The sequence below is a fragment of the Candidatus Pedobacter colombiensis genome, from assembly GCA_029202485.1.
Taxonomy (GTDB): Bacteria; Bacteroidota; Bacteroidia; order Sphingobacteriales; family Sphingobacteriaceae; genus Pedobacter; species Pedobacter colombiensis.
In genome coordinates this window covers 2,494,130-2,518,823 of the sequence record CP119313.1, presented here as the reverse complement: position 1 = coordinate 2,518,823, position 24,694 = coordinate 2,494,130, and the positions used below count along the sequence as shown (strand labels likewise).

25 protein-coding genes are annotated in these 24,694 nt (G+C 38.5%); 15 read left to right on the top strand and 10 right to left on the bottom strand.

Features of this window, described 5'->3' with window-relative positions:
• Positions 1-44: 44 nt before the first annotated feature.
• A complete protein-coding gene (locus P0Y49_10710) occupies positions 45-1,232 on the bottom strand; it encodes a hypothetical protein (protein ID WEK21608.1) in 1,188 nt (395 codons plus the stop codon).
• A gap of 128 nt (positions 1,233-1,360) precedes the next feature.
• On the opposite strand from P0Y49_10710, the gene P0Y49_10705 reads away from it, so the two are divergent.
• A complete protein-coding gene (locus P0Y49_10705) occupies positions 1,361-2,866 on the top strand; it encodes a two-component regulator propeller domain-containing protein (protein ID WEK21607.1) in 1,506 nt (501 codons plus the stop codon).
• A 262-nt stretch (positions 2,867-3,128) separates the two neighbouring features.
• Entirely contained in the window at positions 3,129-3,710 is a 582-nt protein-coding gene (locus P0Y49_10700) for an ester cyclase (protein ID WEK21606.1), read from the top strand.
• A 9-nt stretch (positions 3,711-3,719) separates the two neighbouring features.
• Here P0Y49_10700 and P0Y49_10695 read toward each other — a convergent pair whose 3' ends face one another.
• On the bottom strand, positions 3,720-5,750 hold the full coding sequence (locus tag P0Y49_10695; protein ID WEK21605.1) for a S9 family peptidase: 2,031 nt from the start codon (positions 5,748-5,750) through the stop codon (positions 3,720-3,722).
• A 131-nt stretch (positions 5,751-5,881) separates the two neighbouring features.
• Here P0Y49_10695 and map point away from each other — a divergent pair, with 131 nt between their 5' ends.
• The 3 genes from map to P0Y49_10680 all read left to right on the top strand — a co-directional run bounded on the left by map (position 5,882) and on the right by P0Y49_10680 (position 8,600).
• Entirely contained in the window at positions 5,882-6,667 is a 786-nt protein-coding gene (gene map, locus P0Y49_10690; protein ID WEK21604.1) for a type I methionyl aminopeptidase, read from the top strand.
• A 113-nt stretch (positions 6,668-6,780) separates the two neighbouring features.
• Complete coding sequence (locus P0Y49_10685) at positions 6,781-7,212, top strand: secondary thiamine-phosphate synthase enzyme YjbQ (GenBank protein WEK21603.1); 432 nt, start codon at positions 6,781-6,783, stop codon at positions 7,210-7,212.
• Positions 7,213-7,370: 158 nt separating this feature from the next.
• Positions 7,371-8,600, top strand: coding sequence for a DUF1343 domain-containing protein (locus P0Y49_10680; protein WEK21602.1), 1,230 nt, complete (start codon positions 7,371-7,373; stop codon positions 8,598-8,600).
• Between the two features lie 18 nt (positions 8,601-8,618).
• Here P0Y49_10680 and P0Y49_10675 read toward each other — a convergent pair whose 3' ends face one another.
• Together P0Y49_10675 and P0Y49_10670 are read right to left on the bottom strand one after the other, a co-directional pair.
• Positions 8,619-10,343: a hypothetical protein gene (locus P0Y49_10675; GenBank protein WEK21601.1), complete on the bottom strand. Its 1,725-nt coding sequence runs from the start codon at positions 10,341-10,343 to the stop codon at positions 8,619-8,621.
• Positions 10,344-10,422: 79 nt separating this feature from the next.
• A complete protein-coding gene (locus P0Y49_10670; protein ID WEK21600.1) occupies positions 10,423-10,974 on the bottom strand; it encodes a dihydrofolate reductase family protein in 552 nt (183 codons plus the stop codon).
• Positions 10,975-11,069: 95 nt separating this feature from the next.
• Here P0Y49_10670 and P0Y49_10665 point away from each other — a divergent pair, with 95 nt between their 5' ends.
• The gene (locus P0Y49_10665; protein ID WEK21599.1) at positions 11,070-11,300 is read left to right on the top strand and encodes a hypothetical protein; all 231 of its coding nucleotides are present in this window, start codon (positions 11,070-11,072) and stop codon (positions 11,298-11,300) included.
• Between the two features lie 19 nt (positions 11,301-11,319).
• On the opposite strand, the gene P0Y49_10660 is transcribed toward P0Y49_10665, so the two are convergent.
• Entirely contained in the window at positions 11,320-11,568 is a 249-nt protein-coding gene (locus P0Y49_10660) for a hypothetical protein (GenBank protein WEK21598.1), read from the bottom strand.
• 24 nt (positions 11,569-11,592) lie between these two features.
• Complete coding sequence (locus P0Y49_10655) at positions 11,593-11,826, bottom strand: hypothetical protein (protein WEK21597.1); 234 nt, start codon at positions 11,824-11,826, stop codon at positions 11,593-11,595.
• A gap of 112 nt (positions 11,827-11,938) precedes the next feature.
• Between P0Y49_10655 and P0Y49_10650 the strand changes: the two genes are divergently transcribed.
• From P0Y49_10650 to P0Y49_10620, 7 genes are all read left to right on the top strand, one after another.
• Positions 11,939-12,616 carry a MarC family protein gene (locus P0Y49_10650; protein WEK21596.1) on the top strand — a complete coding sequence of 226 codons (678 nt, stop codon included), beginning with the start codon at positions 11,939-11,941 and terminating at the stop codon, positions 12,614-12,616.
• Between the two features lie 126 nt (positions 12,617-12,742).
• Positions 12,743-13,273, top strand: a complete 531-nt coding sequence (locus P0Y49_10645; GenBank protein WEK21595.1) for a sigma-70 family RNA polymerase sigma factor — start codon at positions 12,743-12,745, stop codon at positions 13,271-13,273.
• 64 nt (positions 13,274-13,337) lie between these two features.
• Complete coding sequence (locus P0Y49_10640) at positions 13,338-14,210, top strand: FecR family protein (GenBank protein ID WEK21594.1); 873 nt, start codon at positions 13,338-13,340, stop codon at positions 14,208-14,210.
• Between the two features lie 113 nt (positions 14,211-14,323).
• On the top strand, positions 14,324-18,016 hold the full coding sequence (locus P0Y49_10635; GenBank protein WEK21593.1) for a TonB-dependent receptor: 3,693 nt from the start codon (positions 14,324-14,326) through the stop codon (positions 18,014-18,016).
• Between the two features lie 11 nt (positions 18,017-18,027).
• Positions 18,028-19,866 carry a RagB/SusD family nutrient uptake outer membrane protein gene (locus P0Y49_10630; protein WEK21592.1) on the top strand — a complete coding sequence of 613 codons (1,839 nt, stop codon included), beginning with the start codon at positions 18,028-18,030 and terminating at the stop codon, positions 19,864-19,866.
• 57 nt (positions 19,867-19,923) lie between these two features.
• Positions 19,924-20,853, top strand: coding sequence for a metallophosphoesterase (locus P0Y49_10625; GenBank protein ID WEK21591.1), 930 nt, complete (start codon positions 19,924-19,926; stop codon positions 20,851-20,853).
• 152 nt (positions 20,854-21,005) lie between these two features.
• Complete coding sequence (locus P0Y49_10620; GenBank protein ID WEK21590.1) at positions 21,006-21,521, top strand: hypothetical protein; 516 nt, start codon at positions 21,006-21,008, stop codon at positions 21,519-21,521.
• Between the two features lie 12 nt (positions 21,522-21,533).
• On the opposite strand, the gene P0Y49_10615 is transcribed toward P0Y49_10620, so the two are convergent.
• From P0Y49_10615 to P0Y49_10605, 3 genes are read right to left on the bottom strand one after another with little or no spacing between them, the layout of a single operon-like run.
• A complete protein-coding gene (locus P0Y49_10615; GenBank protein ID WEK21589.1) occupies positions 21,534-21,830 on the bottom strand; it encodes a hypothetical protein in 297 nt (98 codons plus the stop codon).
• 10 nt (positions 21,831-21,840) lie between these two features.
• The gene (locus P0Y49_10610) at positions 21,841-22,224 is read right to left on the bottom strand and encodes a YciI family protein (protein ID WEK21588.1); all 384 of its coding nucleotides are present in this window, start codon (positions 22,222-22,224) and stop codon (positions 21,841-21,843) included.
• Positions 22,225-22,232: 8 nt separating this feature from the next.
• The gene (locus tag P0Y49_10605) at positions 22,233-22,415 is read right to left on the bottom strand and encodes a hypothetical protein (GenBank protein WEK21587.1); all 183 of its coding nucleotides are present in this window, start codon (positions 22,413-22,415) and stop codon (positions 22,233-22,235) included.
• Positions 22,416-22,581: 166 nt separating this feature from the next.
• On the opposite strand from P0Y49_10605, the gene P0Y49_10600 reads away from it, so the two are divergent.
• Positions 22,582-23,034 carry a protein-disulfide reductase DsbD family protein gene (locus tag P0Y49_10600; GenBank protein ID WEK21586.1) on the top strand — a complete coding sequence of 151 codons (453 nt, stop codon included), beginning with the start codon at positions 22,582-22,584 and terminating at the stop codon, positions 23,032-23,034.
• 61 nt (positions 23,035-23,095) lie between these two features.
• On the opposite strand, the gene P0Y49_10595 is transcribed toward P0Y49_10600, so the two are convergent.
• On the bottom strand, positions 23,096-23,833 hold the full coding sequence (locus tag P0Y49_10595; protein ID WEK21585.1) for a hypothetical protein: 738 nt from the start codon (positions 23,831-23,833) through the stop codon (positions 23,096-23,098).
• Between the two features lie 96 nt (positions 23,834-23,929).
• Here P0Y49_10595 and P0Y49_10590 point away from each other — a divergent pair, with 96 nt between their 5' ends.
• Positions 23,930-24,685: a PRC-barrel domain-containing protein gene (locus P0Y49_10590; protein ID WEK21584.1), complete on the top strand. Its 756-nt coding sequence runs from the start codon at positions 23,930-23,932 to the stop codon at positions 24,683-24,685.
• Positions 24,686-24,694: the final 9 nt, after the last annotated feature.

Genomic DNA, 24,694 nt, shown 5'->3' with positions numbered 1-24,694 from the left:
TTCTTTTGACCATAGCAGAAAGTCAGAACCTCATTATTGCTTTTTTAAGGATTCTCTTTCCATAAATAAAGATTGGCTTTTTCAAAGTCCTTGGGCCAGGTGATGGACTGTAGCAAAAACTGACGGTCATTAGCACTGCGGCCAAGAATTTGAATACCGGTTTCTGAAAGCTCTATCGAGAGTTCGGAAAGAGTGATTCCCTCACTTGGTTTGTAAATAGATTGCCAGGTTCCCATGCCTTTTTTCTGATCAAAGCGGAACTCTCTACCATCTGTGAACTTGCCGGGTTGATTGGACTTGCCGTTGAAAGCAAGGGTAAGTTTCTTTTGGGCTAATGTAAAGTTTGCCGTTGCGTATTGAAATTCGAAGGCTACAAGACTATCCACGGGTTTTGTGGCTAGCGGACTTGCCCATTTAGATGGTAGCAAAAGTCTGGAGATTTCCCCCATATTGATATTGATCTTCGGGTCGTTCATGTCCTCTAATTTCCTGTTAACTTCATCATTTCTGAAATTACCCATGCTTCTAAAAAAGAGGTTGAGTTGCCGATCGGTAGCTTTGTTGTCTTTCCCTAGTATGAAGGTGCGGAACATTACTTCCATTAGCTTTCCCCTCGTAAATTGATTATATAATAGTATAGTCAATTTGTTTATGTCAAGTTCGCCTGGTGGAACGGTTAGCGTTGTCTTATTTACACTATTAATGCGTTTGATAAACTCATAAGCTTTTTGATTAGAATTTCCTTCGAGTAGAAAGTTGAAAGTCTGGGCCAGTATTTGGGTGTCATCAAGGCGCATTACGTTGCAGGCCAAAATGAATGCATATTGCCTGTCGTTATAAACGAATCTGTCAGGGGAGTAGGCAAAATAAGCCTGCATTTCATAAGAGTAGGTTAATGAAATGGTTTTAGACTTCCCGATCCTGGGAAAATTTAAGCTTGGAGTTCCAGATTGAGAAAGGGTAATACCTGTTAAGGGAAAATTTGTGGTCAAAGGGAGTGCTCCGGTTTTTTGGAAGCTTAAGAATTTCTGGTCGCCCCTTTGAGAATCGGATTTTTGAAGTCCCGATATATTGACCTTAGACATACCGATGTCCAGCCATTTAACAATCTTTGGCATCCCTTCAGGGAGGCGGTTTGTTTCGACAAGAGAGCTGAGGTCAAGCTGGGCATTCACAACAAGTGGTAAGCTAAATGCCAGTAAAACAGTAATTGCGGAGAATGCGTTTTTCATCAGATTGTTTAAGGCTTTGAAGATAATACTTTTTAGAAGGAAATAGAAACATTGGAAATTTACGGATCCTTTTATCCCATATAACATAAGTTTAAAAGTTTTATATATTTGTCTATAACTCACAAAAAATGATCGCTCCATACTTAAGAGCACACCTGATGCTTAAATATATACTTATACTGATTGTAACTGTTTTTTCCTTAAGAGTTCAAGCACAAAACCTCTTCCCAGTAAAATTAGAAAACTGTAAAACAGATAGATTTTGCCTTGATTGCGGAGATGTTAAGGCTTCTTATAATGAAGCGGGTTTTGCTGAATTACAAGAGAAATTAAATAAATCGTTAAATCTTACTGGCATTAATGGAGCTATTAAATTTCAGGTTTTAATTGATTCTAACGGTCGGGGATGTGTATTGAGCCATACAGACCAATCTAATAATCCAATTACACAACAAATTATCAAACAATTAAATAATTTTAATAAATGGACCCCTGCAGTTACCGCAAATAAAAAGGAAGGAAGAACATCTATTAACCTTATTTTCTCCATTAATGAAACCTTCGTTTTCTCCAGAAAGGTAAATCAAATATCAGGAAAAATAGAAAGGGTTAATATAGCTGCTTTCAAAAAATCATTTGACCGCCCAAATAGTCCGGAGATATATAACAAGAATTATGTTTACAAAAATGAAAATTTAAAGAATTATAAGATTACAGTTTGGAAGTCGGATAATTCAAATTTGCCAGACAATACTAATGATAACATTACTATCGATAAAAATGGACTACTTTGGTTAACTGCTGGTGACGATCTGGTAACATTTGACGGAAAGACTTTTTATAATGCAGGGCAAAAAGGCCTTAGTTTCTATCGATCTATTGGAACTGACAATAACAATGTTAAATGGGTTTATGTTGATAAGAACATATATAGCTATGATGATAAAAGCTGGGTAAAGCATGATCCCAAAATTATTGGAATCGATGGTGCGTATGAAATTATCAACAACCCAGAAACTGGAGAGGTTTTCTTTTGCACTGACAAAGGTCTCATTATTTATAAGAAGGATAATTGGTCTATTATAAACCAAGATAAAGTTAAAGAACTTCCCTCAAACAGAGTTACGTTTGCCAAACGGGATTCTAAAAACAGAATTTGGATTGGCACTTTTAGTGGTTCCACTATGATTGATGAATCAGGAAAAGCAATAAGTTTTAATGATACTGAAACAGTATTAAAAGGTAAATGTATAACTTCAATGGACGAAGATGAAAAAGGCAATCTATATTTTTCTCTTTATGAGTTTGATAGAAAAGTACCCAGGCAGATAAATAACGATGAAGGAATTGCTATAAGATATATAGATGGTTCAATAAAACAATTTACAACTTCCAATTCAGGAATGCCTTTTAACCATACAACTAAGGTTTTATACGATAGAAAGGAGAAGGTCCTTTGGATATCTACAGATAGAGCCGGATTAGTCAGATACGATTTAAATGATGGCTGGGAAAATTATCATAGCAATAACTCCACAATATCAACATCATATATTTCATCAATGACATTCGACAAAGAGGGAAATTTGTATTTAGCTACAAGACAAGGTTTAGTTAAATTAGAAAGAAGATAATAAATTTACACCGGTAATTTTTATCAATTTACCTGAGAACTTACAAAACAGAGTAGAAATAACTTTACACTTATAGGGTGGGTAGGCAAAGATTAAGCAATAACTAAAATGTTATAGCCCTTTCTACATATAAAATTTTCTTTTTTAAATTTAAAAACAATCAGTTTACACAATTGTTCTTGTGCTAATTATGCCCTTCGTCATGAAATGATGATTGCAAGTGTAATGGATTATCATAATTGTTAATCTTAAATTATATACAATGAAAACAAGATCATTAATTGTTATTACATTAACAGCCTTAACAATCTTATTTATTTTAGACAGTTGCAGCAACAGCGGAAACACATTGGCTAGTGTAAGCACTATTGATTCGCTTCGCAAGCAGATCAAGGATTTAACTGCCGGTAACGATTCGGTCAACAAACATCTTGTGAAATTCGATACTCTAGATTTTGTTGTTTTTAGCCAGCAGCAGTGGGTCAGGTTCCATGAAACACATTCAAAGGACATTATTGTTAACTGGCCGGACGGTCATCATACTACTGGTCTGGAAAGGCATATTGAAGATATGAAAGCTATGTTCGTTTATGCACCCAATACCAATATAAAAATACATCCGATCAGATTTGGTAGTGGCGAATGGACCTGTGTGACAGGGGTGATGACCGGCACCTTTACCAAACCCATGCCCATCGGTGGCGGTAAATTTATTCAGCCAACAGGTAAATCCTTTTCGATACCCATGTGCACCGTGGGCCATTGGAAAAACGGTCTCATGGTAGAAGAATCCCTTTTTTGGGACAATCAAACCTATATGACTCAAATGGGGCTGGGTAAATAATAATAAACCCTACAAGGTTTCTTTCAGCCAACTAAAAAATTCTCTTTGCCATACCAGTCCATTGTGTGCATGTAATACCCAGTGATTCTCATTTGGCAGATATAATAATTTACTTTTGATGCCTTTCAATTGTGCAGCTTGAAAAGCTTCCAATCCTTGCTCAATAGGAACACGAAAATCTATACCACCCTGAATAACCATTATTGGTGTATTCCATTTACTGATATAATTAGAAGGGTTGAATTCGGTATAGCTTTTAGGCACAGGATTGCTCCAATAATTACCACCTAAATCAAAATTAGCAAACCATAATTCTTCGGTTGTACCGTACCAGCTTTTCATATCAAACAAACCATCATGGGCAATAAAGGTTTTGAAACGATTATTGTGGATACCAGCCAACATATATACGCTATAGCCACCATAACTTGCGCCTACACAACCCAATCTGTCTTTGTCAACATAGCTTTCTTTTGATACGTCATCAATAGCCGAAAGGTAATCTTGCATGGGTTGTCCACCCCAATCTTTCGCGATAGCTTCATTCCATTCAACGCCCCATCCTGGCATACCACGGCGATTGGGCGCAACAACAATATAACCATTTGCAGCCATCAATTGAAAATTCCAGCGCACACTATAAAACTGGGTTAAAGCAGATTCTGGGCCACCTTGGCAATACAATAATGTCGGATATTTTTTAGTAGGATCGAAGTTTGGTGGATACACTACCCATACACCCATTTCTTTGCCATCAGTCGTTTTCACCATGCGCAGTTTAGTATCACTCATGGCAATATTCGCATAGTTCGCATCATTTGCATGCGTAATGGCTTTCATACTAGCAGTCTTCAAATCGATATTGAATAATTCTGTGGCATGATTCATATCTGTACGAGATACGATTAACTGATTTCTATATTGTGCAGGAATACCTGTAATGTCAAAAGTACCTTTAGTAATTTGTGTAACCGGAGGCAACATACGAACCATAAGGTTTACCGGAACCTTCAGCGAAAACAATTGTTTTGTTCCTTTAATTGCAGCATTAAAGAAAATATGGTCGCTGTTGGTACTCCATGAGAAGCCGCCATCAACAGTTTCGTCCCATGCAGCAGTAACGTTCATTTTAACTTTGCTAGCCCAATCCATTACCACGATGTCATTCTTATCTGATTCATAACCATCGCGTCTCATGCTTAACCAGGCAAGCTTTTTACCATCTTTGCTAAAAGCAGGAGCCACATCATAGCCCATCATACCTTCGGTAATGTTAGTCGTTTTTGCATCTTCTATATGATAAGCATAGATATCCGTGTTGGTGCTTAGGGCATAGGCTTTACCTACTTTCTTTTTACAAACGTATAGGATAGTTTTACTGTCGGGACTAAAGATGAAATCTTCTGCGCCACCAAATGGTTTCTGAGGAGCATCATAAGGTTCATCCTGTAAGAGGTCGCGAATGGGCATACCTGGATTATTGATGCTGGCAATGAAAACATGGGAAACTTTCCCTTCATTCCAAGTGTCCCAATGACGAATGTTCAAATCGGTATAAACCTGTGCGGTACTGTTTGGGACGTCATTATAGATTTCTTTACCTAAAATTTTAGAGAAACTGATCGTTTTAGAAAATGCAACCCATAAACCATCAGGAGAAACAACTACATTTTCAGCATCCTGCAATTGTGCTGAGACTGTTTTCCAGGTCTTCCCGTTATCAGCACTTAAGAAAAGTTCTGCTCCTTTTGTGGCATAAATGCCGTTTTTATCCCATTGCACGAAAGTCTTGTCACCCAATAGATCGGTCTTTGTTTGCTGACTATTGTCAAGATTCAGAAGGAAGTATTCGTTGCTTGTTTTTTCAGTGATCAAATCAGTTTTACCTATTTTATAGAAAAGTGTTTTACCATCAGGGCTGCTGCCTAAAGTTGCTACTTTACCTAACGACCAGAGTAATTCCGGTGTCATCACATTTTTTCCCTGACCGAACATGATGATCGGCACCATTAATAAAAGGAGGAGTGATATCTTTTTCATCCTACAAAAATGTATCATTTAATTGAAAAATGTGTGATATTCTTTATAATCGAGATGTTTATCTTTGCAAAAGGTAGATGCATAGGCGTATTTATATCGTTTAGGCTTTAAAAAATTATGTACGTAGGATAATGAATATTTATAAAACGAATGAAGAAGTTGAAATTCAACGCGAAAGTTGTTTATTGGTAAGTGCTACAATTACAGAGGTTGCAAAAATTCTTAAACCGGGTATCACCACATTGTCACTCGATATAATGGCAGAAACTTTTATAAGGGATAATGGCGCGATACCATCTTGCAAAGGTTACCATGGTTTTCCTTACGCCTTATGTATTTCAGTAAATGAACAGGTTGTTCATGGTTTTCCGGGACAATATGTATTAAAGGAAGGAGATATTGTTACAATTGATACAGTTGTCAGTAAAAATGGATTCCACGGAGATCATGCCTATACATTTATTTTAGGTGAGGTTTCTGCAAAAGTATTAGAACTTGTTAGAGTAACCAAAGAGTCCCTTTACCTTGGAATAGAACAGGCCGTTGTAGGAAAGCGTACCGGTGATATTGGATACGCGATTGAAAATTATACAAATGGCAGACATGGGTATGGAGTGGTTCGTGAGATGGTAGGACATGGTGTAGGTCGGGAAATGCATGAAGATCCCCAAATACCAAATTACGGGAGAAAAGGAAGTGGTAAAAAGTTAACGGAAAACATGGTATTAGCTATTGAGCCCATGATTACAATGGGCAGCCGTGATATTTATACAGAGGAAGACGGATGGACAATATCTACAGAAGATGGATCAATCGCAGTTCACTTTGAACACAATGTGTGTGTAAAGAAAGGTTCGCCGTTAATTCTTTCAGATTTTAGTCAAATAGAACGGCTGAAAAAGCTAACAGTAATTTAAATAGCAGCTATTAAAAAATATTATTTCTTTCTTATCTTACACCAATGTATACTAGAATTCGCCGCTCTATGTAGGATGCAGTAATAAAAAGCTATGCTGAATCTAATTAAAGTATGAAAATTTTTCAAACAACTATCACACTAAGAGCAAGAAAGAGGGGCTTTCATCTGATTACTGATGAAGTATTTAGCGCGTTATCAGAAATTAAAATACTTAAAGTCGGGATTTGCCAGGTGTTTATCCAACATACTTCGGCTTCTCTCACGATAAATGAAAATGCAGATCCAACAGTTAGGAAGGATTTTGAAATGTTTTTTAATAAAGCTGTACCAGAAAATGATCCGGATTATGAACATGATTATGAAGGTTCTGATGATATGCCCGCACATTTAAAATCTTCTCTTTTGGGAAGTTCAGTAAGCTTGCCTATCAGTAATGGAAAGTTCGCTTTAGGTATGTGGCAAGGGATTTACCTTTGTGAACATCGTGATTATGGAGGAGAAAGAAAATTAGTAATAACAGCCTGGGGTGATAGCATATACTGATCAGGAGTCGGCCCAGATCCATGTTTATTTATACTCTGATTAGTTTAAATTGGAATAGAGTCGTTACATTTTTCTCTTGATAAGAATAAAAATAGTTGGGAATTCGCGGTTAAAAAGAATAAATTAGATACTGGAAATTATACGATAACCTTCTAAAAATGATGAGAATTATTTCTATGCTCTTTTTAACGCTTCTGGCGATTAACATTAAATGTACCGCACAAATTGCATCGTCAAACCAAAGTACATCCAATAAGGCGGGAATTATCACAGGTGCCGACCAGACTGAAAAATATTTGCCTTATCTAAAAGGAAAACGAATTGGCTTAGTTGCAAATCAGAGTTCCATAATTGGAAAACAAAGCAGCGTAGACAGTTTAGTGAGCCTTGGAATTAAAGTTGTAAAAGTGTTTGGACCTGAGCATGGATTTAGAGGCAATGCCAGTAATGGAGCTGTGGTGGGCAATGAGATAGATGCTAAAACTGGCATTCCAATCATCTCTTTATATGGCAAAAATGAGAAGCCAACAAAAGAACAGCTGGCAGATATCGACCTTATGGTCTTTGATATTCAGGATGTGGGCTGCCGCTATTATACCAATATCAATACGCTGGAGTATGTGATGGAAGCCTGTGCAGAAAACAACAAAGAGCTGTTAATTCTTGACAGGCCTAATCCTAACGCATATGTAGTAGACGGGCCGGTAATGACTGATGATAAATTTAAATCTGCCATAGGAATCCATTATACACCCATGACTCATGGTATGACAATCGGTGAATTTGCACAATACCTTAACGGTGAAGGATATTTGAAAAAACAATGCAAAATAAACATTATAAAAGTTGCGAACTATGGTCGTGACATGCCTTATGTATTACCGATACATCCTTCGCCGAATTTAAATACACAGCAAGCTGTGATGCTTTTCCCGAGCTTATGTATGTTTGAAGGAACGGCTATCAATGAAGGCCGGGGAACTTATATGCCATTTACTATATTGGGAGCACCCGCATTGAAAGGCAAGTATTCATTTTCATACAAACCGGTAAGTATTCCCGGAATGAGTGAGAGACCACGTCACAAAGACTCTGTCTGCTATGGTCTTGATCTTCGTAATTATGATATTAACAAGCTTCGGAAGAGCCGCCAAATTAATTTATCGTTGTTAATTGAATTATACAATGCCTATCCGAATAAAGCTAATTTCTTTACTCCCGGAAGAGCGAATCAAGATATATCAGCTTTTGATTTGCGCACAGGTACTGATCAATTGAGAAAACAGATCATAGCAGGAGTATCGGAAAGGGACATCAGAAAAAGCTGGGAACCGGGATTACAAAAGTTTAAGGCTATACGGGCAAAGTATCTTTTATATCCGGATTAATTTATGCTTTACAGTATTTTATTTCATTATTTCAGATGAAGAAGTAAGTGTAAAGTCTGCATATTGCCATGCGCTATCAAAAGCTTTTTTTATTTTCTCTGCCTCGTTGTTTTTGTTTTGTTTTAACAGAGATTGATATAATCCTTTAAGTGCCCAGCCGTTGTTTTTCCAGGTTTGTAAATCTTGAATATATATTTTCTCAGCTTCGCTGTATTTGCCTGTATTGAGCAATACTGCACCCAGGTAGTGTCTAACAGAGAAGAACCAATCGGGTGGTTCATTGTAATTGAGATTGTCTTCAAGAATGATAGCTTTTTTGAGTGAGTTGATTGCTTGGTCTGTTTGTTTTTGTTTTACGGCCACACCTGCATGCACTACATTAAGTGCGATTTTTACCAGGTCAGCCATAGAATTGATATCCCATACAGTTAAGCCTTGCAATGTAGTGTCGACACTGAGGGTGGAAAGGGCCTTCATTTCTTTCTTTGCATTGCTTATATCCTGTTTGCCCAGATAAGCCATACCTCTGGCATAGTGCCAGATGGCCTGTGGATAAACCAGGTCTTGGGGAGGTGGAGGCAGGGTAAGTACAGTGTCCCACATACCTAGTTTTACCGCCACATAGTAAGGGATGGTATAATAATGCTGCAAGGTTCCCCATTCGGGTTGCCGCATAATCTCTTTGGCAGTATGTTTTTGAACTTGCAAAGCAGCCTGCCATGCCAATGAAGAATTTCCTTCCAGTGTAGCAGTGGCAGCTAGAAAATGATAGTTGTGCGGATAATAGGCCAGTGGATATACACCCTGTGCATGGCAGGCAGTGCTGTAAATACTGTCCGTTTTTACAGCATTGGTATTAGATAGAGAACCCAAATGATAATCGCCGGTACGGATGTAAATATGAGAAGGCATATGTACAAGGTGCCCGGCGCCGGGCACCAGTGTGTCTAATAACCGGGCGCTTGCCAATGCCTTTTCAGGAGTAGTGGAAGCTTCTATCGCATGAATATAAAAATGGTGTGCGCCTGGATGGTGGGGATTGATCTTTATGAGATGCTCCAGTACCGCTACGAGTTCAGCCGTCCAGGGCTGTGGTGCTCTTGTTTTCTTTTGATACAGATCCCAGGGATGAAGATTCATTAATGATTCTGCGAACAGCGCTCCAACATCTGGATCGGAAGAATATTGGCTGTATACTTTTTTCATGGCCTTCGAATAAGCTATGTCAAGGGGTTTACGATCGGTGGGTGGTTGCGCAGCATATCGGGTAGCTAATGCTGTTATCAACGCTTTTTCTTTGGGTGTACAGTTATAAGAAAGTCGCTGTGCCTTAAGGGCTGCATCGTATGCTCGCTGAAAATTATCTTTTTCCATACCACCGTTGTAATTAGGTCCCAACACATAGGCAAATCCCCAGTAAGCCATAGCACATGCCGAATCCAACCTGATCGCTTCATGAAACGATCTTGCAGCCTCTGCATGATTAAATCCATAGGCCAGCATCATTCCCTGATTAAAATAATGCTGTACTTCCTTATTGGTGGTTGAAATTTTAAAGTCAATTCCCTTAAGTCCCTTCAGTATAGGAGCCTTGCGATCAGAACTATACCAGGCTTTGTCATTTGTGGCTGGACTGTAGCAGAGACTTACCTGTGTTTTGCCTGCCTGGGATTCTTTTTGTGAATTACTGCCACGGCAGGACAGAAGAAAAATGAAAACCAGGAGAAGAGAAATATTTTTCATAATCAGAGTAGGTTTTATTGAACAGAAACAACTACTAAAAATAAGTAAAAAAATGATTTGTAGTTGTCCCGGTTTTTTATTACTGTTTCAAGTAATGAAGCGCTACACACCCTGATTTAAGCACCTTCGAGTCCACTAGTTTTAAGTTTAGCGGCTCCTGAAGACCTGTCTCATCAAATAATCTTCTTCCTTGGCCGACAATGACGGGATGAATGACAAAATAAAATTCGTCAACAAGGCCAAGCGCTATCAATTCCGAAGGCAGGCTTACACCCCCAATTGAAATTTTTTTGCCTGGTTTCTGTTTCAGTTTCAGTACTTCTTCAGTGAGATTCGCACGAATAAGCCTTGTATTTCCTTCAACAGTGTCTAATGATTTGGAAAATACAACTTTGTCAATGGCGTCAAATGTTTGCGCAAATTCGTTCACTGTTTTCGTTCCGGACTGTTTTTTTGCGACCTCAGGCCAATAAGGAACCATCAACTGATAGGTCTTACGTCCGTAGATGATCAGGTCAACGTCCCTCATGAGGTCCGTAAAATACTCGTGAATCTCTTCGCTGCCACTAAATTTGGTATGGTCGCAGCAACCATCTGGAGTCAGATTGATACCATAGATTACATTTCTCATAAATCAGTTCTATTTTATAAAAGACATCATTATAAATAAAAAAGTTTTGATAACCGCACACAATAAAAGTTTATTTCCAACGCTATATCAGCATTATGAGTTTACCCATGCGCATCACCTTTGATGAAAAGGACTATACCTACGTTATTATCACGAAGGGAATAACAAAAGAGACCACTGCAATCCAGATTAACCTCAATGGTAGGGAGTATCAACTTGTCCGCAATTTAAAGGGGGACTGGGATGATGAAAATGCAGATGCAAGTGATGATCCTGGATTGCTTAAAGCTATAGGAAGAAATATCAAATTGAGGTATCGGTTGTAAAATCGAGATGTTGAGCCATCTACGAGCTTTCCTCTCCATTTAGATCCTGATTATTCAAGGTATCCAGGTCTGTTTCATCTAAATTGGTATTCGGGTCATCATCTGGATTCAAATCTAAATCTTCGTTGGTATTTCCCGTATCATCTGCAGAATTGTATCCATGATTAACTTCTTCATCGATTGGTTTTTCAGGCTTATTATTATCCAGTTCTGATTTAATAATCAGTAAATTATCTGCGTCCTGTTGATTTTGTTCATTCGTTTCCATACTGTATAATTTCTAAATAGGCATTTAAAGATCATCAACATTAAGATAGAAGTCATCATCTTCATCATCGTCATCATTCTGATCAAAGTCATCCTCTTCCAAATCTTCTTCTGCGGGGAACTGGTCCTCATCCTCATCATCTTCTTCGTCTTGATCGTCTTCCGGGTCAATTGGGGGAGCTAACTGATGGAAGACAGGATACAGCTCATCTACCTCTGCGGTAATTGCAGGATCAATCATATTTTCTTTGGTTTCCATAGTAGTTTTTCTTTAGGTATTCTATATGTTGAACACGGATGATCACTGATTGTTTGAATCTTGATTGTGAATTTTATCTTCAATCTTGGTGGAAATTTTTATCTTAGGAATTATGACCGAAACACTTCATTCTTTTATACACTTGTTGTTTATAGGGGTTATTGCATTATTTCCCGTAGTTAACCCGATAGGTTCTGCCTTCATTGTAAGTCCATATTTTGCCGAATTGAGTAATGAAGAAAAAAAATTGGCGGTTCGGAAGATTACCTTTTATGCTTTTTGCATTTGTACGGTTTCCTTGTTTGGTGGTCACTATATCCTGGAGCTCTTTGGAATCTCCATTCCGGTAATACAACTTGCTGGTGGAATTATGATCTGTAAAATGGGCTGGGAGTTCCTGTCAAGTGATGATACACAACAGGAAGAGGCCAAAGAGGAGAATGCGCTAAAAAAAATGAAGTCCGAATATCGCCACTTGGAAGGGAAATTGTTTTATCCGCTAACCTTTCCGGTGACTACCGGCGCAGGGACGATTTCAGTTTTATTTACACTAAGTGCTCATAGTGCGTCAAGTAGTATGCGTAATTATTTGATGAATATAGGGGCTATTTTACTGGCTATTCTTTTCATGTGTTTTTTGGTTTACGTATTTTTTCTAAATACCAAAAGAATCATCAATTATCTGGGAAGTAACGGAGAGAAAATTGTGAATAGGATTACTGCATTCTTAATTTTCTGTGTTGGACTCCAGATTGCCATTTCTGGTATTCAAACTTTAGTTAAAAGTTGATATGGTTTATGGGTAGTTACATTTTATCCGGGAACAATAGATTTTGGTAAAAGTTAAAATCAAAAATATTAACATTACGATAATGTACAAGCCTGTATTTTTGCTCTATCTCAATAGATGGAGCACATGAATACAGTTTTGGTTAAAATAAAAAATGGGGATCACAAAGCCTTCAAGTGTCTGTTTGAATCTTACCATTATAAAATATACCAATTTGCATTCAGGTTTACTAATGATGATGCTGCAGCCGAAGACATCGTCCAAAATATATTTATACATATCTGGTTCAATAGAACAAAATTAAATGAACAGGCAGGTCTGGAGGCTATCCTTTTCAAAACGGCTAAACAAGAAGTTTCTAATTGGTACAGGAATATGAAAAGCCAGGAGCTGCGGATTGAGGATGCTGGCTTGCTCGCCCAGGAAGATACCGAAGAAGAGGATCAGTATAAAGAAGTACAGAAGGCTTATCTTTATGAATTACTCGAAACACTACCAGAGAAAAGAAAAAAAATATTTATGCTCCATCGATTTGAAGGACTCACTTGTCAGGAAATTGCCCAGCATCTTTCGATTTCAAAAAGTGCGGTTGAAAATCAAATAAACCAAGCCCTGACCTATCTTCGTCAGAAAGTAAGGTCGGCTAAACCATTCTAATCAGGTTAATATTAATTTAAGTATATATTAAGAAATCTTTAATAATTAAAATGAAGGTGGTAGTTTGAATTATTCAAACGTAATAGGTTATGAATTGAAAAAGCAAGATATAAATAATAGAAATTTTGAGAAGATTTGGGATGAGCTGCCGATAAAAGGCTCGTTGGATCCCATGCGGAAAGAACGTATATGGCAGCATATTGATCTTCAGACGACTCCAGTCAGGAAGGTTGGATACAAATGGCTGTCGGCTGCTGCTGTTTTGATCCTTGCCGCTTCGGCACTTGTATTCTACTATAAGACTGATAGAAGTAATTATCTGCAGGTAGTTGCTTATGAGACATCAAAAACCATTCTCCTGAAGGACGGTACTGAAATCATTTTGGGACAACATAGCAAGCTTAAATATCCATTTGAATTTGGGTGGTTTAATAGAGATGTGATATTGGATGGAAATGCAGTCTTTAAAGTTAAACACAACGGACAATCCTTTACTGTAAATTCAGGAGGCTTTAAAACAAAAGTACTGGGGACCTTTTTTAAAGTAGAAATGTCGGGTGGAAATACAGCTGGTAAAGTTTCTCTTTTTGAAGGAAAAGTAGAGGTAAGTTATAACGATTCAAAAAAAACAATCTTAAAACCAGGAGATCAATGGAGCTATAACATCAGGGAAGACTTACCGCATTTGTACCATCATGGAAGTTTGTCTGCTAAAAGTCTTCAGCTCAATTTTAAAAATACTGCCCTAACGGAAGTATTAAGACAGTTGTCTGTGATTTATGGAATAAAAGTAAGCATTGGGGGAATGGTTAATCAAAAGATGAAAATTACCGGAACTTTTTATTACAGTACCCCGGAACAATCACTAGAAGAAATGGGCTATCCCTTTGGTTTAAGCATTAAAAAGATAAATGAACACCATTATGAAATAAAGTAATCACCTTATAAACTAAGAAGCACCACATAGTGTGGTGCCCTTCAATCCTTTTCAATATAGGCATCCGCGAAGTGCTTATATCAAATACAATTAAGATTTCAATCACCAAAAGTATGAAAAAATATTTTACTATTGGCCTGCTGTTCTATGCATTTGTGTTAAATAATACCATCATCAGCAAAGCTTACGCTCAGGCACAAAGTCAACAAAAAACAATAACAATATTATCAAAAAAGAAGATAGGATTGTCCAGTATCTTCAAAGAAATATCAAAGCAATCTGGATATTCATTCATTTATTCTGAAGATCAGATCAAAGATTTTTACACCGATGATCTTCAGATTAGCCGACTCGAATTGGTCGATGCACTGAAGTATCTGGAACGCCATTTCCCAGTCGCGTTTAAAGTAGGAGAGCGTAGCATCTCCGTTGTGGTTGTACAAAAAAAACAAGAACAAATCCTCATTAAAGGAAGGGTAGTTGGTATAGATAATGCTCCAATACCGGGTGTTTCAATAAAAGAAAAAGGTAGCATCCAAGCAGTTATAGCCGATTCTGATGGGTATTTTAAAATTTCCACGCAAAATGTGCAGGGAATTTTGATCTTTTCCTATATCGGGTTTAAAACCATAGAACAGGATTTTAAAGGATCTACTTTAAGTATGATGATTAAGATGACTGAAAATGAAAACTCCTTAAATGAGATTGTTGTGGTAGGTTATGGCAGTCAAAAGAAGATTAATTTAACCGGGGCAGTTTCTACCATTGACGTAAAAAGCACCCTGGAAGGAAGGCCGGTTGCTGATGTGGGAAGGGCGCTTCAGGGGGGCGCAGCAGGTTTAAGAATCACAATTCCTAGTGGCGAGGTTGGGTCTGATCCCATCATTAAAATCAGAGGGCAAATCGGATCCTTATCTGGAGAATCTTCCCCATTGATTTTATTGGATAATGTTGAAATCCCAAGCATCGCTTTAGTAAATCCTGGAGATATAGAATCTATAACCATATTAAAAGACGCTGCTGCGTCTTCAATTTATGGAGCTAAAGCAGCGTTTGGCGTAGTTTTGATTACCACCAAACAAGGAACCGGTAAAGACAAACCCCAAATTAATTACTCCGGTAACCTGGCATTCCAGAATCCATGGAAAGAGCTGAAGATGGCAGATGTAGATGGCCTTAAATATGCCGTGGATGCAGCTGAACGAGTTGGTAAGACTTCGGCAACTGGTGGGTATTTCTTAGTAAATCGGGAGAGTTATGAAAGGGCGGTCGCGTGGAAAGAGAAGTATGGAAATAGTATTGGCCTGAATGATCCAACCGTGTACGGAAGGGATTGGTATGTCCAGAACAGCAGCAAAATGGGGGTGAGAACTTATGATCCCTTTGCAGCTATGGTAAAGGAATGGGCACCAACCCAACAGCATAATCTGTCGATAGGGGGTACATCTGGTAAAACTTCTTATTACCTTGGTTTAGCTGCCCTGGATCAAAGCGGCATGATGAAGCCCGCAAAATCAGATCAGTTTAGCCGGTATAACGCTTCCTTGAAAGTGACCAGTGAAATCAGTAAATACATCACTGCACGAGCTGGAGCTATCTATTCGAGGCGCAATAAGGAGTATCCCTATATTACCAGCTCTACCACTGCTGATCCATGGTACTATTTATTCAGATGGGGTCCGATTTATCCATTGGGTAACGATGAGAATGGCGATCCGATTCGTAGTCCTGCAAGTGAAGCAGCCGCAGCCAACACGGCAAATATTTTGCAGAACTACATGAATTTTAATCTGGGTAGTACCATCAATATCCTCAAAAACTGGAAAGCTGATGTGGATTACACTTTTTCTAATCAGGAAGAAATATCGAATCGTCCGGGTACAAGATATACGGGCCGGGACTCCTGGGCAGATCCTCTGAAAAGACTTGATAAGAATGGTGATCCGGTATATGTCAATAATGAAGGCAAGGTTGTGGCAAGTACCGACCCGGGAGCGATGCTTGCGTATGATATGATACTGTCGACTTATACAGCTCCCGGTTCAAACCCGGATCACTTCCGCAGACAATCATCAAATTTTTATCGTCATACCATCAATGCTTATACCACTTATAAATTAGATCTGGATAAAAACCATCACTTTAAGTATATACTAGGTCTGAATCGGGTTACTGATAAGAGTGCAGATCAATATACGCAAATAACCAACTTGTTAGATATTACTAACCCCCAGTTTAGCTATGGTTCTGGTACCCTTACCGGTGGTGGCGGCAGCTATTGGGAAGCTCAGCTAGGCTATTTTGGTCGTGTTAATTACTCCTTTAAAGACAAATATCTTTTAGAAGGTAATGTGCGGTATGACGGTTCATCTAAATTTCCTACTAATTTAAAATGGAGATGGTTCCCATCATTCTCTGCCGGTTGGTTGGCCAGCGATGAAAAATTCATGCAGTGGGCTAACCCCGCATTAAGCATGCTGAAGTTCAGAGCTTCATGGGGCTCCATTGGAGACCAGACGGTAAGCAGCAGTTTATATGTGCCTACTATGAGTACTGGACAGTCTAACTGGATCGGTATTAATGGAAAAGAGAACTATGTGGGAACGCCAAGTGCAGTTTCTACATCTATTACCTGGCAGGATATTAACACCTTGAACTTAGGGGTGGATGCAGGTTTCTTTAATCGTCAGTTAGGGGTAACATTTGAATTATTCAAAAGGAATACCAACAATATGATCGTTCCTGAGGAAGGGGTTATTGCCACATTTGGTGCAGGTGCTCCAAAAGGTAATTTTGGCTCTTTGGAAACAAGAGGCTGGGAGTTGTCCGTTGACTTTAATCATCATTTTAGTAATGGATTAGGCATCAATGTGAGAGGAAATGTTTCTGATGCAAAATCAATCATTACAGCGTATGGTACTACAAAGAGTATCAATAGCAACTATGTGGGTAGAACAGTTGGTGAAATCTGGGGATACAGAACTGATCGGTTGTATCAAATGAGTGACTTTGAATTGGACGCCAATGGAAAACTGCAGTTGATTACCCTGACTGCTGCCGAAAGTAAATATGCTGGTCAAAAGGCTTATAAGTTGAAACCTGGTCCCAACGGCGAAAAGCCAGTTTATCAGGTGCTTTTACAGAATAGCACTAACTTTAAGTTCGGTCCCGGAGACGTTAAATTCGTGGATGTGAATGGGGATGGCGAAATAAACAATGGAAGCTCATTATTGGATGATCACGGAGATTTGGAAGTAATTGGCAATTCTTCACCAAGATATGAATACGGATTAAGATTAGGAGCTGATTATAAAGGTTTTGATTTTTCAGTGTTTTTTCAGGGCGTTGCCAAACGTCAAATTTGGGGAGACGGTACTTTAGCCATCCCAGGTTACAGGCCAAGTGATGGTGCCATGCCTGCCGCTATTGCCAATAACTATTGGACACCTGATCATACCGGAGCATTCTATCCTGCAGCATATGATAACAATAGCGATAATATCAGTAATAATATGCAGATTCAGTCGAGGTATTTATTGGATATGTCCTATTTGCGGGTTAAGAACTTAACATTAGGCTATTCCTTACCTAAATCCTTGTTGAAAAAGCTAAGTATAAGCACGCTTAGGCTATATACTTCAATGGAAAATTTCCTGACTCTGGATCACCTAAAGGGCCTACCTATTGACCCGGAAGTGATTAATGGATACTCTATGTGGAATAGTAGTAATTATAATTCTGGTCGGACTGGTACTGGAACGCCTGCTTTCAAAAGTGTTTCTTTTGGTGCTCAATTGACTTTTTAAACTATATAACGATGAAATATTATACTAAAATTATATATGGCTTGGTTATGGTATCTGCTTTATTGACAGCTTGTAATAAGGATATACTGGACCGGCCCCAATTAAACAATCCTACAGATAATAATTACTGGAGAAGTGAAACAGATGTTCGTTTATTTGCCAATGGCTTTTATACCAATTATTTTGTTGGCTATAACAGTGGTTATGGTGTAGATTATGCACCTGTAAGGGGTTATACTTTCTCCGATGATCTGACTGGCAAGAATGCACAAACCAATTTTGAGAGCATTGCTCCGGCAACCCGTGCTTCTACCTCAGAAACTGCTGCGTGGTTAGACACCTATACAGGGCCAACCTGGAATTTTTCCTGGGTGCGTAAATCGAATATTTTTATCGATCGTCTTGAAAATGTTGCCAAACCTAAATTAACTCCAGAAGCCTATAATCACTGGATGGCGGTAGCCCGTTTTTTCAGAGGTTTTGAATATAGCCGGTTAGTTAGTGTTTTTGGCGACGTTCCTTATTTCGATAAGGTTGTAGGGGATACTGAATTTGACTTGATGTATAAAGACCGTGATAATAGAGGTCTGGTGATGGATAAAGTGTATGATGATTTCAAATTTGTTTTGGCAAACATCCGTGTAAACGATGGGAAAAATGTTTTAAACAAAGACATTACAGCAGCTTTTATATCCAGATTTATGCTATTTGAGGGAACTTTTCAGCATTACCATAATCTGGATGCTACAAGGGCAAAAAAATATTTGGAATTGGCAGCAGAAGCGGCCCAAATAGTAATCAACGGTGGTCAATATAACTTTACAAGCGATTTTAAAAGCCTATTTACTTCCGAAAATTTAGCGACAAACAAAGAGGTTATTATGTACAGGGCATATAGTGCCGCTCTGGGTGTAACCCACAGTATTGGTACATACCAAAATGGTACCGATGCAATGGGTGTTAATGCTAACTTAGCCCTAATTAAATCTTTTATTTGCAATGATGGTCGGGTATGGCAAAATTCTACGACTAATAGTGCTAACAGTTTTTCAATTGCTGATTTGGTAAAGACGCGCGATCCACGTTTTGAGGCCTCATTTATCGATAAAGCCTATACCGTTTCTTCAACATTACTGTATGGAAATAAATTTGCCTCTCGCGAGGCGATTTCTTATGTTGGAAAGGCCTATCCACCTGCATGGACTGGTTCGACCAATACCAGCGCAGCACCTGTGATGCGGTTAGCTGAGGTTGTTTTGAATTGGATCGAGGCAAAGGCGATATTAGCGGAGTTTCATCAAGGCCCGGCAATTACTCAAAGTGATTTAGACAAATCCATAAATGCTATTCGGAATCGCCCCCTTGATGCAACGGCGATCACAAAAGGGGTAAAGAAAACGGCTCCGTTAATTATTGGAGTTTATCCCAGCGATCCTTCTCGTGATGGGGATGTTTCGCCCTTGATTTGGGAAATCCGTCGCGAAAGACATATGGAATTTGTATTTGAACATACCAGACTATTGGATCTGAAACGCTGGAAAAAAATTCGATATATGGATTTTAATACAAATCAAGATTGTTTCTTAGGACCATGGGTTAATATTGAAACAGAGACACCAGGTTACTTAACCAAATCTTACGAAGGCAAGGTGAGAGTTAAAAAACTGGATGGTACTGTAGTAACTTATAATGGTGCTAACAAGACTGATCTGATAGGTTTTTGGATGGTTGAAAATGTCCAAAATCGTAATGCATTTGGTGATGAAGTATATATGGCTCCTGTAGGTAGAGCTCAAATTGTTGAATACAAAGAAAAGGGATTTACGCTTTCACAAACGGTGAATTGGTAGCCTTAACAGATCAATTAAGATGTTTGGTTATTTTTGGATAAGAATTATATTAACTCAATGAAACGAAGTACATTTCTACAAAGCTCTGCTTTACTTATTGGCGGAGGCATGCTTTCTTCTTTTACAGAAAAAGAGAAAACGGCCAATAAAAATCCTATCCGTTTTGCTCATTTAACGGATATTCATGTAAAACCAGGTATTGTGCCCGAAACTGGAATGGCTAAAGCGCTTCAGCACGCACAGATGCTAAAGCCTAAAGTTAGTTTTATTGTAAACGGTGGAGATTCCATTATGGATGCTTTAGAGGCCGATAAGCAAAAAGCACAACAGCAATGGGATGTTTTTAATCGGATACTTAAAGCTGAAAACAGCTTGCCTATATACCATGCCATTGGCAATCATGATGTTTGGGGGTGGTTTAATAAGGATAAAAGTTTGCAGGAAGATCCACTTTATGGTAAAAACTGGGCAGTTGAAACTTTGGGTATGAAAAACCGCTATTATAGCTTTAGCAAAGACAAATGGCATTTTATTGTGCTGGATAGTACCCAGTTAAATCCTGCCGGCGGATATATTGCACGTATTGACGAGTCACAGTTTACCTGGCTTCAAGAAGAATTAGAAGAGGTACCTGTCGAGAAATTTATCTGCATTATCTCTCATATTCCTGTATTATCAATCTGCGCCGGTTTGTTTTTTGAAAAAAATGAGGCCAACGGTGATCTTAAAATCCAGCGCAACCTGATGCATTCTGACTTTTTTCAGCTCAAAAAAATATTTGTTAAATATCCCAACATCAAAGTATGTATTGGTGGTCATGTCCATCTTCAGGATGAACTGGAATATTTAGGTGTTAAGTACTATTGCAATGGGGCAGTTAGCGGTAATTGGTGGCATGGGGCCTATCAGGAATTTTCTCCGGCATATGCCCTGATGGAATTGTACGATAATGGCAACAGCCAAAGAACTATAATTAATTACCAATAATTGTGTTAGACGTCTCCTATGAAATATGCTTCATAGGGGGCATTTGGCTTTAAATCATGCTGATCTAAAATGTTTCAGCAGAGGAGCACATGTATATCTCTGGAAACATCTTTCTGTCTAAGTTGTTAAATCTTGTGATAAATCATTAAACAATGAAAAATTCTCCTGAAATCTATCATTTTACAGATAATGGTATCATACCCAACAGCAATCATCCGGTGCTGATTTACCGTGGGATATTCAATCTTGATCCTGAAACAGGAGTGGACTGGCTGGTGGGCCATTTTGCGGAAAACAACTGGACAAACCCTTTTCATGGAAAAATCTACGATTATCATCATTATCATAGCAATACGCACGAGGTGCTGGGTGTATATGCTGGCGATGCTTTACTTCAACTGGGAGGGGAGCATGGTGAAAAGATAGCGGTAAGCATAGGTGATGTGTTGATACTTCCTGCTGGAACAGGACACATCGAGTTGCAGCATAGTGACGACTTTGCAGTGGTTGCTGCCTATCCTGATGGAATGGAACCTGATCTGATCAAGATTTCAGATGAGCGGCCAAAAGGAATAAGGGAAAAGGTAGACCTGGTACCTTTACCAGAAAATGATCCTTTGTATGGGAAAACTGAAAATGGATTACTTGATCACTGGAAATCGCAATAGGCAAATCAAAATTTATAGAGCTGGACGGCTGTAATGGCCATTGTCTTTGATTTCTCCGTTTTCATCCAAATAGATATCTACAAAAGTATCTCCCTCAAGATATGTTTCATAAGGCGCTTCTTTTGAAGCTTGCATTTTCTGAAGCATTGGGATTAGCTGCTGGCTGGCATTTTGTTGTTTCTCTCTTACTTTTTCAGCTTCCTGTTTGCTGAGGGTGTTCTTGCCTAGTTCTGATAAACTGTACCAGCTGCTGGCCAGTTCATTTAATTCTTTATTAACGTTTAGCATAGCTTTAAGTTTATTAACCAATGCCGGGTGTTTAACTTTTTGCCGGATACACAAAACCTGTTTCAACTTCTTTTATCTTAATAGGCCTCACTTCAATTGTGGCAGAGGGAACGTATTCAAATTCAGGATTGTCCTTTGCAATTTTAATGGCTTCGTCAAGATCGGCTGCTAATATATGATAGTAGCCAACTTGAGTCACCTTGTCGGTCGCAATGTCTTTTTCAGTCCAACCCTTGTCGGTTTTTTTAAGAATTACACCTTCCCTGATCATTGGCTGTGCGGCAATTAACTTATTTTCGCTTTTAAGTTTCTCAATATAAACTTCACACTGTTTAATAAAAGCAAGGTGTTGTTCTTCTGTCAGCGATTTTTTTGCATCTTTTTCGTTGCGAATGTAAAACATAAACTCTTTCACTGCACCTCTTATTTAATTGCAATTAAATCTACTTGTTCAATTACTGGTTCTTTTGTGAGTAGCGTTGAGGCATTTGCCATTAAAGCTTCTGCAATTTTTCCAGTCAGATGAATTTTCCTGGCTTCTTCAGTTTCAAACGTGTCAAATATTCCAAAGGTGGACGGTCCAAGCTGTAATGCAAATCTTTCCATAGCTATAGTTTTAGGTATATATAACAAAACTGATGTTGTTTGGTTCTTTTTGTATTAATATTTGCGTTCAACATCTTTCTATACTTGTAATCAAGATTTAAAACTAAATTATTTATAATTTAGGCGCATTGTCTGTATTGACAAATAGATTGCAAAACAAAACTATATGAGAAAATTGATCATCGCCCTGTTGCTGTTGACCTCGGTGCAGGCACTAAAAGCACAGATCCTGCATCCTGTAAAATGGAGCTACGCAGCAAAAAAAGTAAGCCCTACAGAAGCCATCGTCTATCTTAAGGCAACTATTGACAAAGGTTGGCACATGTATTCGCAGGATATTGCAGACGGTGGACCCACCAAAACAGTGTTTACTTTTGCACCTTCGGCACAATACGCGCTTGTTGGAAAGACGCTGGAATCGAAACCAATTGTGAAATTTGAGAAAATGTTCGACATGAAAGTGGGTTACTTTGAAAATATGGCTGTATTTCAGCAAAAGGTAAAACTCAAATCTAAAAAGGAGACATCAGTTAAAGGTACAGTTAGTTTTGGCGCCTGCAATGATACAACCTGTATACCACCTGAAGATGTCGATTTTAATGTAACCATTAAATCTTAAGGGTATAAATTACAACCATGATGAGCAGGTAATTTAAAAGGTTACCTGCTTTTTTGTTGGTTTATAATGAAGTTTGACCGTTGTATATTGGTTTTGATTTCAGTGGTTTGACTCTTTTTTTGTAAGTATATATCATAAAGCTGATCGATGTAAAAGTACCTATTACAGAAGGTAAAAATTGACTGTATGGTTGATACTGGGGAAAGACTGTCCCGGTAAATGCCGAAAGTATTCCGCTAAAAGCGCTTATCATTTTAAGGATATGTTCGTAAAGCCATAAATTTCCATATATAGTTGGAGGAATCAGGTAACGGATAAAATCATAAGATATCACAAAAAAGAGATAGCCAACTGTGCTATATATTATTACCGGGGACCATATCATTCCTATTGATCTGAAATAGTAAATGAAATATAGCACAGATACGAGTGTAATTATAGCAGCAAAAACATCGAGCGCTTTTAATCTATTGGATTTTGCCTTAAGCGCGCGATAACCTGAAAAGCCCAGGTAAGCTGTCAACATTGTTATTACCAATAAAAATGTGTTTCTTCCAAACACCAGGACACCGATAAGGCCAGTGGTAATTACAACCAAAAGCAGGCACAGGAAAATTTTTCCGCTATTTGCATGAACTTTTCCTCCCTTTTTTGCGAGAATAGCAATCAATCCTGTGAGGAGTGCGAGAGAACCGGCTGCTATATGTGTGATGATATTGATTTGATGTAGAATTGAGCTGCTTATTTTGTCAATTTCTTTGGTAGAAATAAAAATAGCATTTATAAGGTTTATTCGCAATAGTAGAAATTCTTCTTTTGTCTTTAAAGAAAGACGATTCTAAAAACTTTAACAAATGCAGGTTGTTTTAAAGCTTGTCACTTAAATACGGGAGCTATGCAACACAATGTAAAAAGTCTGTCGGGTTTCACAATTGGGGCAACCGACGGAGAGATTGGTGAGGTAGAGGAGTTTTATTTTGATGATGAGACCTGGACGATACGCTATCTGGTGGTGAAAACCGGGGGGTGGTTGTCGGGCCGTAAAGTATTGTTATCGCCAGTTGCTTTGCAGCAACCAGATTGGAAAAATAAAATATTTCCTGTTAACCTGAATAAGGAACAGGTAAAGAAAAGTCCTGATATTGACACAAAGAAGACGGTCTCGAGGCAGCATGAGATCGCGTTATATGACCATTATTCTTGGCCCTATTATGGTGCTGCCGGAGCAGGGTTTTACGGTGGTATGGGAATGGCTGGGATGGTTGACTCAAGAATTCCTGTAGAAAATATCTTAGCCGAACAACAAATGGAAAAGGAACCTGCTGATCCACATCTGCGCAGTACGGACGAAATTCGTGGTTATCACATTCATGCCACCGATGGTAAAATTGGCGTAGTTGAGGATTTTATCTTTAATGATCAAACCTGGGCGATTAATTATCTGATTGCTGATACTGGTAGTTGGTTGCCTGGAAAAAAGGTGATCCTGTCTCCAGAATGGATTAAAGAGGTAAAATGGGAAGATGGATCAATTCAGGTAGATATCCCGGTAGATGCTGTAAGACATAGTCCTGAATATGACCCTACAAAACCATTGGAGGAAGCTTATAGGGAAAAGCTCCATAATTACTACGGACGATCAATCAATTAAAGCTTAAAA

Bases quoted from the DNA above. Each gene is read 5' to 3' on its own strand.
- P0Y49_10675 (WEK21601.1), bottom strand. From the start codon at position 10,343: ATGAAAAATATTTCTCTTCTCCTGGTTTTCATTTTTCTTCTGTCCTGC.
- P0Y49_10685 (WEK21603.1), top strand. From the start codon at position 6,781: ATGAAAATTTTTCAAACAACTATCACACTAAGAGCAAGAAAGAGGGGC.
- P0Y49_10605 (WEK21587.1), bottom strand. From the start codon at position 22,415: ATGGAAAGATTTGCATTACAGCTTGGACCGTCCACCTTTGGAATATTT.
- P0Y49_10645 (WEK21595.1), top strand. From the start codon at position 12,743: ATGAATACAGTTTTGGTTAAAATAAAAAATGGGGATCACAAAGCCTTC.
- P0Y49_10625 (WEK21591.1), top strand. From the start codon at position 19,924: ATGAAACGAAGTACATTTCTACAAAGCTCTGCTTTACTTATTGGCGGA.
- P0Y49_10655 (WEK21597.1), bottom strand. From the start codon at position 11,826: ATGGAAACCAAAGAAAATATGATTGATCCTGCAATTACCGCAGAGGTA.
- P0Y49_10665 (WEK21599.1), top strand. From the start codon at position 11,070: ATGAGTTTACCCATGCGCATCACCTTTGATGAAAAGGACTATACCTAC.
- map (WEK21604.1), top strand. From the start codon at position 5,882: ATGAATATTTATAAAACGAATGAAGAAGTTGAAATTCAACGCGAAAGT.
- P0Y49_10630 (WEK21592.1), top strand. From the start codon at position 18,028: ATGAAATATTATACTAAAATTATATATGGCTTGGTTATGGTATCTGCT.
- P0Y49_10670 (WEK21600.1), bottom strand. From the start codon at position 10,974: ATGAGAAATGTAATCTATGGTATCAATCTGACTCCAGATGGTTGCTGC.
- P0Y49_10635 (WEK21593.1), top strand. From the start codon at position 14,324: ATGAAAAAATATTTTACTATTGGCCTGCTGTTCTATGCATTTGTGTTA.
- P0Y49_10590 (WEK21584.1), top strand. From the start codon at position 23,930: ATGCAACACAATGTAAAAAGTCTGTCGGGTTTCACAATTGGGGCAACC.
- P0Y49_10600 (WEK21586.1), top strand. From the start codon at position 22,582: ATGAGAAAATTGATCATCGCCCTGTTGCTGTTGACCTCGGTGCAGGCA.
- P0Y49_10700 (WEK21606.1), top strand. From the start codon at position 3,129: ATGAAAACAAGATCATTAATTGTTATTACATTAACAGCCTTAACAATC.
- P0Y49_10660 (WEK21598.1), bottom strand. From the start codon at position 11,568: ATGGAAACGAATGAACAAAATCAACAGGACGCAGATAATTTACTGATT.
- P0Y49_10620 (WEK21590.1), top strand. From the start codon at position 21,006: ATGAAAAATTCTCCTGAAATCTATCATTTTACAGATAATGGTATCATA.
- P0Y49_10680 (WEK21602.1), top strand. From the start codon at position 7,371: ATGATGAGAATTATTTCTATGCTCTTTTTAACGCTTCTGGCGATTAAC.
- P0Y49_10705 (WEK21607.1), top strand. From the start codon at position 1,361: ATGATCGCTCCATACTTAAGAGCACACCTGATGCTTAAATATATACTT.
- P0Y49_10650 (WEK21596.1), top strand. From the start codon at position 11,939: ATGACCGAAACACTTCATTCTTTTATACACTTGTTGTTTATAGGGGTT.
- P0Y49_10695 (WEK21605.1), bottom strand. From the start codon at position 5,750: ATGAAAAAGATATCACTCCTCCTTTTATTAATGGTGCCGATCATCATG.
- P0Y49_10710 (WEK21608.1), bottom strand. From the start codon at position 1,232: ATGAAAAACGCATTCTCCGCAATTACTGTTTTACTGGCATTTAGCTTA.